The sequence below is a fragment of the Burkholderia sp. Ac-20349 genome (genome assembly GCF_017104865.1).
GTDB lineage: Bacteria > Pseudomonadota > Gammaproteobacteria > Burkholderiales > Burkholderiaceae > Burkholderia > Burkholderia aenigmatica.
Map to the genome: position 1 here is coordinate 1 of NZ_JAAGPM010000166.1, position 15,839 is coordinate 15,839.

The 15,839-nt window shown below is 56.1% G+C and carries 11 protein-coding genes; 1 reads left to right on the forward strand and 10 read right to left on the reverse strand.

All coding sequences use genetic code 11. The annotated features are described in order from the left end of the window. Positions 1–321: 321 nt before the first annotated feature. On the reverse strand, positions 322–945 hold the full coding sequence (locus G3N61_RS39825; RefSeq protein WP_346778602.1) for a hypothetical protein: 624 nt from the start codon (positions 943–945) through the stop codon (positions 322–324). A 14-nt stretch (positions 946–959) separates the two neighbouring features. Here G3N61_RS39825 and G3N61_RS33665 point away from each other — a divergent pair, with 14 nt between their 5' ends. Continuing rightward, entirely contained in the window at positions 960–2,525 is a 1,566-nt protein-coding gene (locus G3N61_RS33665; RefSeq protein WP_205824533.1) for a DNA cytosine methyltransferase, read from the forward strand. Here the strand turns inward: G3N61_RS33665 and vsr are convergent. From vsr to dnaA, 9 genes are all read right to left on the reverse strand, one after another. Then, positions 2,486–2,986, reverse strand: a complete 501-nt coding sequence (vsr, locus tag G3N61_RS33670) for a DNA mismatch endonuclease Vsr (RefSeq protein WP_205824534.1) — start codon at positions 2,984–2,986, stop codon at positions 2,486–2,488. The two genes, G3N61_RS33665 and vsr, sit on opposite strands and share 40 nt — an antisense overlap. 39 nt (positions 2,987–3,025) lie before the next feature. After that, on the reverse strand, positions 3,026–4,060 hold the full coding sequence (locus G3N61_RS33675) for a PD-(D/E)XK motif protein (RefSeq protein ID WP_205824535.1): 1,035 nt from the start codon (positions 4,058–4,060) through the stop codon (positions 3,026–3,028). Continuing rightward, positions 4,057–6,735: a Z1 domain-containing protein gene (locus G3N61_RS33680; protein WP_205824536.1), complete on the reverse strand. Its 2,679-nt coding sequence runs from the start codon at positions 6,733–6,735 to the stop codon at positions 4,057–4,059. The genes G3N61_RS33675 and G3N61_RS33680 overlap by 4 nt, the downstream gene beginning before the upstream one ends. Beyond that, on the reverse strand, positions 6,719–8,152 hold the full coding sequence (locus G3N61_RS33685; RefSeq protein ID WP_205824537.1) for an ATP-binding protein: 1,434 nt from the start codon (positions 8,150–8,152) through the stop codon (positions 6,719–6,721). Before G3N61_RS33685 ends, G3N61_RS33680 begins: the two co-directional genes overlap by 17 nt. 807 nt (positions 8,153–8,959) lie before the next feature. Then, a complete protein-coding gene (locus G3N61_RS33690) occupies positions 8,960–9,625 on the reverse strand; it encodes a hypothetical protein (RefSeq protein ID WP_205824538.1) in 666 nt (221 codons plus the stop codon). 214 nt (positions 9,626–9,839) lie between these two features. Continuing rightward, complete coding sequence (locus G3N61_RS33695; RefSeq protein ID WP_205824539.1) at positions 9,840–10,484, reverse strand: hypothetical protein; 645 nt, start codon at positions 10,482–10,484, stop codon at positions 9,840–9,842. 153 nt (positions 10,485–10,637) lie between these two features. Next, entirely contained in the window at positions 10,638–13,112 is a 2,475-nt protein-coding gene (gene gyrB / locus G3N61_RS33700; RefSeq protein ID WP_043184780.1) for a DNA topoisomerase (ATP-hydrolyzing) subunit B, read from the reverse strand. A 192-nt stretch (positions 13,113–13,304) separates the two neighbouring features. After that, positions 13,305–14,411, reverse strand: coding sequence for a DNA polymerase III subunit beta (gene dnaN, locus G3N61_RS33705; protein ID WP_039364632.1), 1,107 nt, complete (start codon positions 14,409–14,411; stop codon positions 13,305–13,307). Between the two features lie 168 nt (positions 14,412–14,579). Further along, the coding region (dnaA, locus tag G3N61_RS33710) for a chromosomal replication initiator protein DnaA (protein WP_205824540.1) at positions 14,580–15,839 on the reverse strand (1,260 nt) is incomplete at its 5' end.

Consider the following 15,839-nt stretch of genomic DNA (forward strand, 5'->3'; position numbering starts at 1 on the left):
CCATCCCGAACAGGACCGTGAAACGACTCTACGCCGATGATAGTGCGGATTCCCGTGTGAAAGTAGGTAATCGTCAGGCTCCCTAAGCCAAGAACCCCCGCCCGAAAGGCGGGGGTTTTTGCATTTCAGCGACGGAAATACGTGTGGAGTACTCGGCATGGATGCTTGTCGTGCCGCATGCCCAGATGCTTGCGATGCCGTCGAATGCCGAGAGAGCGGGACGCAACTTTTCGTCTGTTGTGACGGTTGTTGACGTTACTTGCAGCGCCGCCGCGGACCATTTGCATCAAGGCGCGCGCCGAAGTGTTTCAGGCCAAGCCATCACCAGTCAACATAGCGGCGCAAAGGGGCCAGCGCTGCGCGTTCCAGCTCCTCTTCCTCTTCTTGAGCAGCTGCCCCATAGGGCTGCTCTCGCCAGTTCAGCGCGTTGTAGTCGGGCGTGATGATGACCCTTCGGGACTCAAAGTTGAACCGAAGATAGACGCGATCACCCGGCTTGAATCCGAACATCTCGAAATGCGCGTCGATGGCGCGCATCCATGGCATGTATGGTTGGCCTTCCTGGGGAAGGTCAGGCTTGTTGCCGAGGGTCAGCTCAACCTTGGGATACTGTTTGAGCTTCTTGGGACGTGACTTACTATAGGCGTTAGCCATTTCCGACTCCTGTATTGAGTTGGTTGTGGTCAGCGGGTCGTATGGGTGGCAGCCCATGCGGCCCGCGCTTTTTTCGGTGATGCGTATTGAGTCTACTGGATCTTGTGCTTCGAAACCGTAGGGGCGCTCGGAATAGCCGAACGGCATAGAGCCGGATGGGGCGGGGTTGTCAGACAATGGCTCTGTGTCGACGAGCGTCTCTTCGTATTCTCCTGACTGGCGCCAAGCATCAACAAACAGGAGACTGTTCGACCCGGACCTGGTAAAGTTTCGGCACGTTTCAGGATTCACTTTCAGCAAGCAAAATGACCATTCCCGTTGTAGACCTGTTCGCCGGCCCAGGAGGTCTGGGTGAGGGCTTTTCCGCCGTGCGCGATGCCGACGGGAATCGCGTGTTCGACATTCAGGTATCGATCGAAAAAGACGCCGTAGCTCATCAGACGCTGATGCTACGGGCGTTGTATCGCGCTTTAGCGCGCGAAGAAATTCCGGACGTGTACTACGACTATGTTCGAGGCGACATCGATCGAGCGACCTTCTTCAATGATCGAGTTGTTGCGCATGCACTGGAGTTAGCTACGCAAGAAGCACACTGCCTCGAACTGGGCGTGACCCCGGAGGCGGAGATTGACTCGCTTATTAGAAGAGCGATCAATGGGCACGACGACTGGGTACTCATAGGTGGCCCGCCTTGTCAGGCATATTCGCTCGCGGGCAGGTCGCGCCGTCGCAACGTTGATCCGGAGTTCGAAAGCGATCCCAAGCACTTCCTTTACAGAGAGTATCTGCGGATCATTCGCGACTTTCAGCCGGCAGTTTTCGTAATGGAAAACGTGAAAGGAATGCTCACGTCCACGCACAATGGTCAACGCATCTTTGAACGTATATACGACGATCTTTCCGAACCGGCTCCTGGAGTTCATTACGATATTCGTTCATTCGTGACTGCGTCGCGTCCGGGCGGACTGGCTCCCGAGGAATACATCATCAGGGCCGAGGATTTTGGCGTTCCTCAGATGCGCCATCGCGTGATCCTGCTGGGTGTTCGCTCCGATCGGGCAGGTCAGACTCATGACTTGCTCGACCGTCGTCAGGATCGCGTGAGTGTGCGCGATATACTCGCTGGCCTCCCCAAGTTGCGCAGCAAACTGTCGAAGGAGGCAGACTCTGCAGAAGCTTGGCTTCGCGCGCTCAAGACTGCAAAGTCTGGTCTCAAAGGCTGGAGATCGCCTGTCCGTACAAACATAGAAAGTCTGATGATGGACGCGGCAAATCAGGCTCAACGCCTCAGCAGCGTTGGTGGGCGATTCATCCCACGGGACATGCGGGCACCGCGGGGGCTGGCGGATAACCTTGCTTCATGGATACACGATGGCCGCATCGGTGGTGTTTGCCAGCACGAGTCACGTGGCCACATGGTTTCCGACTTGCATCGATACCTGTTTGCTTCGTGCTATGCAAAGGAATATCAGTACTCTCCCAAACTGAACATGTTTCCTCCCGGACTGTTGCCGAATCACCGCAACGTGGATGATGAGAACGTGCCGTTTGACGATCGATTCAGAGTCCAGATTTCCGGTGCGCCATCAACCACGATCGTGTCGCATATTTCCAAAGACGGGCACTACTACATTCACCACGATCCGTCGCAGTGTCGCAGTCTTACCGTCCGCGAGGCGGCGCGCCTCCAGACGTTCCCGGACAATTACTTTTTCGAAGGAACTCGTACGCAGCAGTATCACCAGGTCGGCAATGCGGTACCGCCATTTCTGGCGAAGCAACTGGGCGAATCAGTCGCAAGCTTCTTGCAACTGCCCAAGCGAGCTGCTGTTCAGCCGCGGCTGGCATGGGATCTTTTTGCCGAGCCTTGAAGAGGATCAGCTGGAGCAGCGGGGAGTTCTCCGAACTCCTCGTTACTGTTAAGCCATCGGATCAATTCCTGTTGAAGATGATCTCGGAGTTCACCAGTTCTCGTTGAACATTCCCAAACAACCAGTACGCGCCATCCGAGGGATTGCAAGGCCTCAAGCTGTCGACGATCTCTTTCGCGATTTCTTGTTAGCTTCTCGCGCCAGAATTCGCTGTTTGAGGCAGGTGTAGTGGCAAATCTGCACCCCTCGTGAACGTGCCAGAAACAGCCATGAACCATGATCGCAGCTCGATGCTTCGGTAGCACAAGATCGGGGGTGCCCGGCAGATCTCTGCGATGAAGTCGGTAGCGGAAACCGGCGGAATGCAGTACCCGGCGAACCACCAGTTCAGGTTTCGTATGTCTGTCTCGTATTCCTGCCATCATTTGGCTGCGTTTCGCACGAGTGACGATGTCAGTCACTTGACTGCCCCTAGATTGCCACGTGACACGCGTACCTTGTCAGGGGGAGGCAGGATGTTCAGCAAATGGATGAAGTTGGTGACCGAGTGCATCTGAGCGTCGTCCAAGCAGGCAATCAGAGAATCCGCTTAAGTCAATTTCATACGATATCTTGCCCACACCGTCTGGTACTCCCTCGAGAAACAAGGAGGGAACGAGCCGGGGAAAACGACCAGCGACATGATACATCCCCTGCTCGACAACGCGTAGTCTGAACCTTGCGTAGTCTTCGGAAAAAATGTCTGAGTAGCCAGTTCGATAGAGTGTGTCCTCGAAGTGGTTTAATTGAGTGGGGTGGGATTCGAGGAACTGCCGACAAGCAGACACGAGGGATGGCACGCAGTTGGTCGCACCGCCCTCTTCACGGAGCTGAACGCTCAGGAGGTACAGGGGTCCTCTTTCTGGTCCGACCAATTGCTCGAGTGACGCGATTCGATGTTTGGGTTTCGAAAAAAGAGTGGTTTTGACTTCAACTGACGCTCCTGGAGCCTCGAAATCGTGTCTGCTACCTCTTGGGCCGCGCCATGCAGTGGTAGCGTTGGCGCCAACCGTCGGAAATAGCCACGTCACGAGAAACCAAAGCTCGCCAAAGAGGCCAATCTGTTCGTCCTTGGACAACATTTTCCTAGTAGGAGCGGACCAGAAGCTGCGCCACTTCCCGATGATGCCAGTGACGAGGTCTGACTTGCGAATCGAGCTTCCTGCCTTTAGGGCGGATGCAATCTCCATCGCTACGATGTCCAGTGCGGCGTGACCTGCGGGATCAAGACATTCAATGTCGATATAACGGGCGATATCGTTATTCTGATCTCGTAGTTCCTTTAGAGCCACTCTCACGCCGCGGCTATCATTATCCGTGAGGGGGGGGGCGTTGTCCTCGACAGTGATGAGCAGATGCCGGTGACCGTACGCATCAACGGCGATGAGGACATCGTCACTCCAACTGGGGTTGGCTTTCCGGACATGAAGGAGGTCATCTGCATGAGCCGTTGTATGCGGGAGACGATCCCATTCAAGCGACTGGAATTCATTCATTCGATTGGTCTCCATGCCACGGTCCCCTCAAGGTATGCCTGGAACACAACTTGTGGTTCTCGCGCCTCAGGAAAAGAGATTGCAACACCAACGAGATCGCGCGCCAATTCTGAATTCACATTAGCGTACAGAGGTTCGCGGTTGCGACCTGGCTGGTCGATGCCGGACGCTTTGCTAATCGGGTAGAGGATGATCAGCCCATTCTCGGGGGCACGAGCCAAGCGCGCCAGTCGATTTTCGTCGCGTTCGTTACCCCGATCCTGCAGCTCCTTACGCTTGAGTTCTTCGTCTTCGGTGAGACCGAGACCCTCGTCTCCCGGATTCGTTATAACGCCCATGGAGTCAGTATGGCGAATCCGGGTCCGGCTCAAGTTCCAAACCTTTGCATCACCTGGACACCACGTTGCGTAACCAAGTCCGGCGCCCTCTACATTTCGTCCTCGAACGGCAACTGTCCAGTTGACTAGTTCCCCGACGGTATTTTGCTGGCGGATGTAGCGCTGTATGAGCGGCCCAGAAATATTACCAATTTCGCTATCTACAGTATAACTACCAAGGAAATCGATAACTTCAGCAGCAGAGATTTTCTGCCAAAGCGGGCCGAATTTTGTATTGGTGTTAGGGTCACCAAGTGATTCGAGGAAGCGTCGAGTTTCTGCAGCATTGGCTTCTGCCAATGACGAAAGTCTGTTTATATCGGAGAACGGGAATTTGAACGTCTGCTCCAACGCACCTGAGTACGTCTGCGAAATTGTAGTGCCGGATGCAAAGCGACGCTTCAAAGCACTTGTTACCTGCATTGAGGGATGGGCAAGTATCCGCACGCCCACATCGATCGGAAGTAGCCCCTTATCTTCATAGATGCGAAGATCCTCTCTGAGTCTATGTTCGACAAGAGCCATGTCCGCAAACCACTCGGACAATTCCGTTGTCGTATAAATTCTTGTCAGATCTTCGTATCCGCCACGATAGCCAAACCAGCGCCCCATTTGCATGAGGGTGTCATACATGACAGTTCGCCTCACGAAGTAACTTACCAAGAGACCTTCTAGGGTCAGGCCGCGCGCTAAGCGGTTTCCACCAATCGCGATTGCTTTCAGCTCCGGTTCTTTGTCGTAATCAAGAACCTCTCCGGTTTTGCTATTGATTTCACGAACTTCGACGGTTTCAAAGAATGGGCCAATATGAGGCTCGATAGTCTCGAAATCAGTATCTCGGTCGAGATGTGACGCTTGTGTGGTTGGTCGGAAATCTGAATTCCAAAGATTTTCGAGGCGAGTTCTAATTCCATGGCCGCGCTGATAACGCCATTCGTCTCGTAATTCGCTGAATCTTTCCTCTATGAGTTTGCACATCCGATTTTGAGCGGCGACGGTATGGTGCGTATGAATGAGCATCGTCGCGGGTTTTGCTCGATCTCCTCGCAGTGCTCGGGTCGCTCCAGCCAAAACGAAGGAGTGCAGTGCATTTTCCAAGCTTTCCGGAATATATTCGCCACCATTAATAGCCTCTAAGTCATCGATGCTTACTGGGCGCAAAACGTCCAGGCCGTCCACTTCTTCGCCAGACTGCGGATCCAATCGACCAAAGAATTCCTCGGCGCCGAAATACCCCTCCGGCTTCGGGAGGTCGATGATGAAGTCTTTGGGGTAAAGGTCTGCCCCGACACTTCTATCGTAGGTGTCGTGAGGTATCAGGACATTTGCAAATGGTGTAGCAGTGTATGCGACATACGCACGCCTTCCGAACGTACTTAACAGAGAGCGAATCAGACCGTTGATAACAGATGGCGGCTCGAATTCTTCCTCTTCCCGCTCTGATTCTTCCAAGTCTTCCTCATGAGCGTTAGATTCTGTTTGGTAGCTACCACGCACATCAATGCTTGCCTGATCCGCTTCGTCGTCGACAATTAGTGTAGGTAGATTGGATCGGACTTCGGCCGGAGAAGCTTGCAACCAATCCAGTAGTCTGCGCAGCACTGCACCGTTCTTCTTGACCACTAGCAGGACAGGTTGCGATCCTTGAAGTGCAGCATGATTCGCAAGGCCAGCACGAAAATCGCCATCGAAATCATCCGACGTGAACTGGTGCCATTGTTGGCCGACTGGCGGTAGTCGGACGGAACCTGGGCGATTATCGGAGTATCCTACTAGCTCCTTGTGGAGACGCAGTTGGGTCTGGCGACGAAGACCATTATCAATGCCGGACAGAACGATAATGAGACGATAACCCGCATCGGCTGCTTTTGCGATTAGTGCGGTGAAGTTGGCGGTCTTTCCACTTTGTACGTATCCGAGCACTAAGCCTCGGATGTCGAAAGACCCCGTACTAGGTGGTGCGAGCTGACGAAGGATCCGATCGGAGCTGTCGTCGAGAGAGCGCAGCGTCGGGGTGCCCCAACCTTTAACGGCCAATAAGTATGTCCGCAGAGTATTCCAGTAATACCATGTGGAGCGATCGAGTGAGGTCAGCCAATCGGCACGATCTGGCTCTGCAGAGATGACGCGGACTGGTCGGAGCGTCCTGTTTTTCTCACAAATAAGCTGTTCTTGCAACCAGTCGCGTAGACTGGCAGGGATTAACGAATTGGTGACAACAGTTTCAATTGTGAAGCCGAGCTCGAGGAGAGTGCGGCCAGTGCGCAACGCGTGTTCCTGTTCAGGCGAAATTGACATTGTCAGAATCCTGTTCGATGTTTAAATGCTGTTGCAGCCCAGCTTGACGCTTAATTCGGTCGACGAGTGGCATTAATACCTTTGCTTCCTCAGGAGTTGCATTGTCAGCAATAATCTTAAATGCGGCTTCGAGCTGAGCGATTTCGACGCAGTCGATTTTTCTTGGTTCGTACGCGTTGAGTTGGGTGGTTTCGGATTCGGCGGACTTTCTAATGTCAAATGTTGTGATTGTCTTGGTGTGAAATTCGCGAGAATTGGGCGGCAAAGGTTTTGGAGGTGGTGTCCGATCCGCATTAGGATTTTGTGTCGATTTTTCACTGCTCTTGCTGTTTTCTCGATAGGCTTTATTCGCCCGTTTAATCACTGGTCCGAGTGATTCCAAGAGTGCAGTTCTCAGTGCGGGCGGAAGCTGAACTTTCATTTTTGCAACGTTAATCTTGAAAGTTTCATCCAGATCTGTTCCGAAGCTAATGGCGATACGGGCAAGTTTCGTATGCTCGTCAAGAGTTCGCAAGCCGCTCCATCCACCACTCTGAATAAGTCTGTCGGCACGGTAGATATACAAGCCTTGCTGGCGATTCCATTTGCGTGGACCGGCCGACGCATTGAAGGCAGCGGGAGTGGAAAATAGAGCTTGTGCAGGCAAAACATATGGCGAAATCGTTACGGTACTGGATGTAGCGCCATTCTCGACTTCAATGGATTGTTGCTCCAGCGCGACAGTGCGCAGCTCGTGCCGAGCGTATGGATCCCAAGGACGAATCGGGTTGCCGTTTAGTAGGATAGTCAGCCGCTTGCCGCGGACCTCACCAGCAAGGAAGCGGTGAAACACCATCGCCAGGTGTTGTTCCAATTCCCGGCACATGCCGGCAATTCTGTTTTTGGCGCTTTTTCCATATTGATAGGCCAAGATACGGTCAAGACGTTGCCAAAGGACGACGGTCCCAGTGCTCGCGCGTAGCGTAAGTGCTAGGTCGGGTTTGAACGTCTTCGTGTCAACGGCCGTAATTTCCCAGCGATTGGTCTTGGCGATGTGGGACAGATCCCAACAGTAAGCCGTTATGCGTGCTCGACTTTGGCCCGATCGTGTTGCGACGATAAGGCGCTGACATTGGCTCATGGATGCAGTCTTCAGACCCAGCCCAAATTTGCCAAGCTCGTCCGATTCATATGATCGGTCAGCACCGTACCGCATCGCTTCACGGAGCGCGGCGGGGCTCATGCCATCCCCATCGTCGGCGACGCAGACCCACGAATCATCACCCGCAAAGTGTACGTTTATGGAGACCGTTTTCGCGTGCGCACTAATCGAATTGTCGACGATGTCGGCAACCGCCGAAACAAAGTCATACCCCAAATCCCGAAGGGAGCCAATCAGCCTACGGGCTCCCGGAATCATCTCATGCGTCTTGGTCATTCGCTCCACCGCTCTTTTTTTGTATAGGGCAGCAAAAAGTGCTATCCCTGATCAGTTCCCCGCCATAGTTTAACTCACACGAATTAAGCGCTCATGTACCGTACTGTTTGAGTGCGTGTTGGGCCATGAAAGTGCGACGAGATGCAGCTTGTGTGGCGCCGTGATTGAGGCAATTCGCCAAAGGGGCTGGCCCTAGCGTTACCGTGTCGACCGCGAAGTAGTGTCGCCGATTCGATGCGCTACGCCGCCAGGTATATTCCCGATCGACTTGTTTGGGCCGAAGGTACAAGCCAGATTTTCCGGGGCGAGCAAGGATGCGATTGCGAGTTGCTGAGATTATTTCAAGTTCGACAACAATGCGATGTAAAATATCGTTTCGCCGATGCGTTGGCTGGACCGCGCGTTGTCAATCGACCTTCGTACCGCACTGTCTCGTCGTGTGAAAGCGTTGCCTCAGCAACGTCAGTTCATGAAAGCTTATTGACGGCAATTTGATCCACACAGATTGAGGTGGAAGTCAGAAGAAATAGAAGGCACAAAGTGCGAGGCCGCCGACGAGACATCAGGAATTTCACAAATGAATTCCGGTTATAGGTGGTGGCGGAAAGACTGGAACCGAGACACTTACAATCGGAAGTGGCGCACTTTTATGGCCTGAATGTGAATTGTGTGTCGGCGTGGTGGCGAGATCAGGAGCGAGCTACGACGTTCGCGCCAGCCGAATTATTTCTTCGTGTTCAGAAGGCGTCGCCGTTTGATGTTGGACCACTCAGATCGGCCAGATTGCGTGCTTAAAATTATAGATGGCTACTTTGTAACGACTGCTGCGGAACTCATGATTCCATCCGTTATCGCACCCACTGCTCGTCCGGTTAATTGCGCATAATGTAACGACTGAGGTGTAGGGTGATACGAGTCTATGAACTTGGGAAGGTCCGAAAATTTTAATTCTAATGTGACGGCCGCCCAGTCAACCAGAGGCTTGGGCACCATTGATGGATAGGTTGTCGCTGCCATCAGGATATCCCGTGAGATCGTCTGCAGTTGATCAAACGCAGACCTCGACTTGATAAGCTCTGAGCGTAGCACGTCAGGAGCCATGGTTTGCCAGTCTGGAGTGGCTGCAGCCTCAGCTGACGACGTTCTTGCAGTCTCGTAATTCAGATAATTTTTCGTTGTTGTCGAATGCGTCAGAAGCCATACAAAATCATCGAGTATCTGAACACGGTAGTCGGATAAACTCGTGAGGACAGTAAGCCGAAGTTGTTCAGCACGCAATGCACTAGCCTGCTGGCGCGCATAGTACTGGTTAAAGAGAGCAACGACCACGACCATACATGATGCAAGTGCTGAAATTCTAATGGCCTTAAGAATGTGCGGATTGTGACCGTCTTTGATGCGATCTTTGTGCAAACTGGCAAAGCATGCGAGAATCGCTGATATCGCGGAGGTGATTAGTAGTATGGTAGACACGTTATCCTCGAGAATTTAGGAATCGTGGACAGATTCGAGGGCGAGTTTTCCGGTGCGCACACTTGATTCTGACCTAGAAAATAGTCTGTTTAAAAAGTAAAAAAATTAAGCATGATATGTTCATGCGAAAAAGCAGTCGAGCGCCCCAGAGAACCGCCACATGAGGCGCTGTGTCGGAATATTGAAGCTGGTATGCCTAATAGAGTTGAGAGTGTTACTTCGGAAGGAAGAGATCCAAGTAGACCTTGATGATTCCGGCACATGCCGACGCGTATATAAAGCCGAGTATCTGGACGGACAGCTCGAAGTGCGCGAAGGTGAAGAAGTTGTCCGTTACGTACTTCCGTTGAAGCACCAATCGTTTGAGCAAGCGTTTCGGTAAAGCAAAAATGAGTTCACCCAGTTTAAGGTTGCGCCAAACCTTCACTCCTGCGATCGGGGCGGCGATAAGAAGCATGCCCAGCATGACGTTGGCAACGATTGGGTCGGGGCGATGACGGAGTGGTGCGACTTCCGTCGCGTAGGTTTGGAATACCCCGCTCAGAAGCGCAATGCCGAAGTAGAGCAACCCGAGGACTATCGGGCCAGAGCTGCCGAGAAAGACAACTGCCCCGAGGAGACGCTTCCGTACGCTCTCGCTGTACTTCCGGAAGGAGCGTTGACTCCGAAGGATAATGAGTGGCGTAAATCCCGTGAATGCTCCGATCGCCCAATCGATGGCCGTTACGCCTGTCTTCGTAACGAACAAGGCAAGAACGATGGCCAACATCCTCGTTAACAGCTCCCAGCCAAGCTTGCGATCCTCGCTCATGAGGCCCCAGTACTCTTCGGTGATACCTCGCTTCACGATGGTAGTCATTGGTGGTTTCTCCAGAATTCATCCGTATAACGCACCTTCGATTCTCGCAAGAGTAGCCTTATTGCGGATCCTTTTGCTCAATACAAAAGGCCCACAAGTTGAAAAACTTATGGGCCTTGCTTTCTTGCTTTGTACGGATATGTTCAGGGTTTGTTAAACGTCAATATTCCCCGCCCGCAACGCATTCGACTCGATAAACGCCCGCCGCGGCTCCACATCATCCCCCATGAGGGTAGTAAAGATCCCATCCGCAGCAATCGCGTCTTCGATCTGCACACGCAGCAGTCGTCGCACAGCCGGATCCATCGTCGTTTCCCACAGCTGCTCGGGGTTCATCTCGCCGAGCCCCTTATACCGCTGCTTCGAAACGTTCCGCTCGGCATCCGCCAGCAGCCACTTCATCGCACTCTTGAAGTCCGCCACGGCCATGCTGCGCTCACCGCGCTTGATGACCGCACCTTCGCCAATAAGCCCCTTGAACGTATTCGCGGTGGTCACGAGCTGCTGATAATCCGCCGTGTGCTGGAATTCCTGGTCGATGACCGAAACCCGCACGTTACCGTGATGCGTACGCTCGACATGCAGCGACCGCTGTTCGCGAACCGGGTCATACGAAGGCACGACACGCACTTCGTTCTTCAGCGCTTCATCATGCAACGCAGCGTGCAGCGCCTTAGCCGAAGCCTCCGTCGAAGCCTCATTGGAAAGATCGATCACCACCCCGTCCATGACCGCTTCCAGCGCGGCCGGGTCATACAACCGGCTCAACCGCTCGATCACGCTCTGCGACAGCAGATACGACCGCGCCAGCTCGCCAAGCGCATCACCGGAAATCGCAGCCCCATTTTCAACAGGCACCAGCTCCGACCCTTGCAGCGCCAACCGCAGCATATGCGCGTTGAGCTCCACGTCATCCTTCAGATACCGTTCGTCCTTGCCCGCCTTGATCTTGTAAAGCGGCGGCTGCGCGATATACACGTACCCGCGCTCGATCATGTCCGGCATCTGGCGATAGAGGAACGTGAGCAGCAGCGTCCGGATGTGCGCACCGTCGACGTCCGCGTCGGTCATGATGATGATGCGGTGATAGCGGAGCTTATCGAGGTTGTAGTCTTCCTTGCCGATACCGCACCCGAGCGCGGTCACGAGCGTGACGATCTGTTCCGACGACAGCAGCTTGTCGTAGCGCGCCTTCTCGACGTTCAGCACCTTGCCGCGCAGCGGCAGGATTGCCTGGAACTTCCGGTCACGCCCTTGCTTCGCCGACCCACCTGCCGAGTCACCCTCGACGATGTAGATTTCGCACTTCGCCGGGTCTTTCTCCTGGCAGTCCGCGAGCTTGCCGGGCAGGCCGATGCCGTCGAGCACGCCCTTGCGGCGCGTCATTTCACGCGCTTTCCGCGCAGCATCGCGCGCACGCGCGGCTTCGACGATCTTCCCGCAAATGATCTTCGCGTCGATCGGCGTTTCCAAAAGGAATTCTTCCAGCGCCTTCGCCACAACTTCTTCAACCGGCGCGCGAACCTCGGAAGAAACCAGCTTGTCCTTCGTCTGCGAGCTGAACTTCGGCTCCGGCACCTTCACGGAGAGCACGCACGACAGCCCTTCGCGCATGTCGTCGCCGGTCGTCTCGACCTTCGCCTTCTTTGCGATTTCGTTGTCGGTGATGTACTTGTTGATGACGCGCGTCATCGCGGCCCGCAGGCCGGTCAAGTGCGTGCCGCCGTCGCGCTGCGGAATGTTGTTCGTGAAGCACAGCACGTTCTCGTTGTAGCTGTCGTTCCACTGCATTGCGACTTCGACGCCCACGCCATCCTTCTCGCCGGTGGCGAAGAAAACGGTCGGGTGCAGGTTGGTCTTCGTCTTGTTGATGAACTCGACGAAGCCCTTCACACCGCCGGCGAACGCGAAATCGTCTTCCTTGCCCGAACGCAGATCGGTGAGGCGAATCCGCACACCGTTGTTCAGGAACGAAAGCTCGCGCATCCGCTTCGCGAGGATGTCGTAGTGATATTCAACCGTGCCGAAAATCGTCGGATCGGCCATGAAGTGCACTTCGGTGCCGCGGTTCTCGGTGTCACCCGTCACGAGCATCGGCGACACTTCCACGCCGTCCACCGTCTCGAGCACGCGATCCTGCGCAACACCGCGATGGAACTCCATGAACCGCTTCTTGCCGTCGCGGCGCACCGTGAGGCGCAGCCAGCTCGACAGCGCGTTCACGCACGACACACCCACGCCGTGCAGGCCACCGGACACCTTGTAGCTGTTCTGGTCGAACTTGCCGCCGGCGTGCAGCTCGGTCATCACGATTTCCGCCGCGCTACGCTTCGGCTCGTGCTTGTCGTTCATCTTCACGTCGGTCGGAATCCCGCGGCCGTTGTCGGTCACGGAAATCGAGTTGTCGGCGTGAATCGTCACGTGGATGTCGTTGCAGTACCCGGCCAACGCTTCGTCGATCGAGTTGTCGAGCACCTCGAACACGAGGTGGTGCAGACCGGTGCCGTCCGACGTGTCGCCGATGTACATCCCGGGGCGCTTGCGCACCGCTTCCAGACCTTCGAGGATCTGGATCGACGAGGCGCCGTAGCTGCTGTTATCGGGTTGCGTATTGTGCTGTTCACTCATGGATATCTTCCGGTTCTGCGAGGCCACTCAAGCGGCGGCGCGGTGCGTTTCCTTGCGAAAACGCCGGGCCGCTCCAGTTTTCCTGGCCCGTCCAAGGCGCCGTTAGGGCACCAAAGGGACGGGTTGTCGGTTCGCCATAAAAACGCCAAAGGGGCTTGCCGCCCCCTGGTGTGTGTCGTGATGTCGCGCGCGTCAGATGCGCATCGGCATCACGACATACTTGAACTCGTCGTTCTCGGGCACGGTAATCAGCGCGCTCGAGCTGGCGTCGCCGAGGCTCACCTGAACGGTGTCGACCTTCAGGTTCGCGAGTACGTCGAGCAGATACGTGACGTTGAAGCCGATGTCGACGGTATCGCCCTGGTAGGCGATTTCCAGTTCTTCCTGCGCCTCTTCCTGATCGGCGTTGGTCGACATGATCTTCAGCTGGCCCGGCGCGATGATGCAGCGCACGCCCTTGAACTTGTCCGAGGTCAGAATGGCCGCGCGTTGCAGCGAACGCTGCAGCTCTTCACGGCCGATTTCGAACGTGTTCTTGTGCGCCTTCGGGATCACGCGCTGGAAGTCGGGGAACTTGCCCTCGACGAGTTTCGACACGAGCTCGACCTGGCCGAACGTGAACTTGGCCTGGGTTTGCGCGATGTCGATGGTGACGGTGTCGTCGATGTCTTCGAGCAGGCGTTGCAGCTCGAGAATCGTCTTGCGCGGCACGATGACTTCCTGGCGGCCGAACGTGCCGCCTTCGAGCTTCATCGACGAGAACGCGAGGCGGTGGCCGTCGGTGGCCACGGCCATCAGCTGGTCGCCGTCGACGACGAGCAGCATGCCGTTCAGGTAGTAGCGGATGTCCTGCTGCGCCATCGCGAAGTGCACCATGCCGAGCAGCTGGCGGAACGACTTCTGCGGGACGGTCAGCGTTGCGCCGAAATCCTTCGCCTGCGCGACGGTCGGGAACTCGTCGGCCGCCAGCGTCTGGAGTGCGAAACGGCTCTTGCCGGATTGAACGGTGAGGCGCTTGTCGGCGAGCGACAGCGTGACCTGGCCGTCAGGCATCGCGCGCAGGATGTCGAGCAGCTTGCGCGCTGCGACGGTGGTCGCGACCTGGTCGCCGCCGACGCCGAAATCGGCGCGCGTGGTGATCTGCAGCTCCAGGTCGGTCGACAGGAACGAAACGTCCGAGCCGTTCTTGGTGATCAGCAGGTTGGCGAGGATCGGCAACGTATGGCGGCGTTCGACGATGCCGCTGACCGTTTGCAGCGGCCTGAGGAGGGTGTCTCGTTCGGTCTTGACCAGTTGCATAGAGTTCCTTCGTTGAGTAACGGCCTGCAGCGCAGCAGCCTCGCAGCGCCCCGCCGGCCGGGCTCTTGGCCCGCCACCACCGGGGCGGTCAAACCAGTATTGTGCCTCAAAACCGAACCGCCCCCCTTAAATTGGGGCGGAGGCCGAATTATCAAGCGCGCGTCGCGCTCAGCCCTTCAGCGTCTGTTCCAGCACGTGCAGCTCGTGGTTGAGCTGCGCGTCCTTGCTGCGTTCGTCGGCGATTTTGCGCACCGCGTGCAGCACGGTGGTGTGGTCGCGTCCGCCGAACAGCTCGCCGATTTCCGGCAGGCTCTTCTGCGTGAGTTCCTTCGCGAGATACATCGCGATCTGCCGCGGCCGCGCGATGTTCGCGGGGCGCTTCTTCGAATACATGTCGGCGACCTTGATGTTGTAGAAGTCGGCGACGGTCTTCTGGATGTTTTCGACCGAAATCTGCCGGTTCTGCACGGTCAGCAGGTCCTTCAGCGCTTCCTTGGTCAGCTCGATCGAGATCTCGCGGCCGTGGAACTTCGAATACGCGAGGATCTTGCGCAGCGCGCCTTCGAGTTCGCGCACGTTCGAGCGCAGGTGCTTCGCGACGAAGAACGCGACGTCTTCCGACAGGTTCACGCCTTCCGACTGCGCCTTGCGCATCAGGATCGCGACGCGCATTTCCAGCTCGGGCGGCTCGATCGCGACGGTGAGGCCCGAGTCGAAGCGCGAGATCAGGCGATCGTCGATCCCCGAAATCTCCTTCGGATACGTGTCGCTGGTGATGATCACCTGCGCCTTGTTCGCGACCAGCGCCTCGAACGCGTAGAAGAATTCCTCTTGCGTGCGCGACTTTCCGGAGAAGAACTGAATATCGTCGATCAGCAGCAGGTCGAGCGAGTGGTAGTAGCGCTTGAAGTCGTCGAACGCCTTGCGCTGGTACGCCTTCACCACATCCGACACGTATTGTTCGGCGTGGATGTAGCGGATCCGCGCGCCGGCCTTGTCGAGCAGCAGCTGGTTGCCGATCGCGTGGATCAGGTGGGTCTTGCCGAGGCCGACGCCGCCGTACAGGAACAGCGGGTTGTACGAGATGCCAGGGTTGTCCGCGACCTGGATCGCGGCGGCGCGCGCGAGCTGGTTCGCCTTACCGGTCACGAAGTTGTCGAACGTGAGCACGGGGTTCAGCTTCGAACGCTCGTACATCGAATCGGCTTCACCGCCGGCGGCGGGCGCGGCACCGGGGCCCGGGCGCCACGTGCGGCGGCCGGCGGCTGCTTCGTGCGCGGGCAGGCTCGGCAGGTCGATGTCAGCGTCGTCGGCGTTCAGGTGATGCGCGGCGGCTGCCGACGGCGTCATCGGCACGTCGGCCGGCGCAGTGGGGGCAGCCGAAGCATTCGCGGCCAGGTTGGCGGCGATTGCGGCGACCGTCGCGGC

What these genes read in the sequence shown, in the direction of transcription:
- G3N61_RS33675 (WP_205824535.1), bottom strand. Translation starts at nt 4,060, where the DNA reads ATGAATGAATTCCAGTCGCTTGAATGGGATCGTCTCCCGCATACAACG.
- dnaN (WP_039364632.1), bottom strand. Translation starts at nt 14,411, where the DNA reads ATGCAACTGGTCAAGACCGAACGAGACACCCTCCTCAGGCCGCTGCAA.
- gyrB (WP_043184780.1), bottom strand. Translation starts at nt 13,112, where the DNA reads ATGAGTGAACAGCACAATACGCAACCCGATAACAGCAGCTACGGCGCC.
- G3N61_RS33665 (WP_205824533.1), top strand. Translation starts at nt 960, where the DNA reads ATGACCATTCCCGTTGTAGACCTGTTCGCCGGCCCAGGAGGTCTGGGT.
- G3N61_RS33695 (WP_205824539.1), bottom strand. Translation starts at nt 10,484, where the DNA reads ATGACTACCATCGTGAAGCGAGGTATCACCGAAGAGTACTGGGGCCTC.
- G3N61_RS33680 (WP_205824536.1), bottom strand. Translation starts at nt 6,735, where the DNA reads ATGTCAATTTCGCCTGAACAGGAACACGCGTTGCGCACTGGCCGCACT.
- G3N61_RS33685 (WP_205824537.1), bottom strand. Translation starts at nt 8,152, where the DNA reads ATGACCAAGACGCATGAGATGATTCCGGGAGCCCGTAGGCTGATTGGC.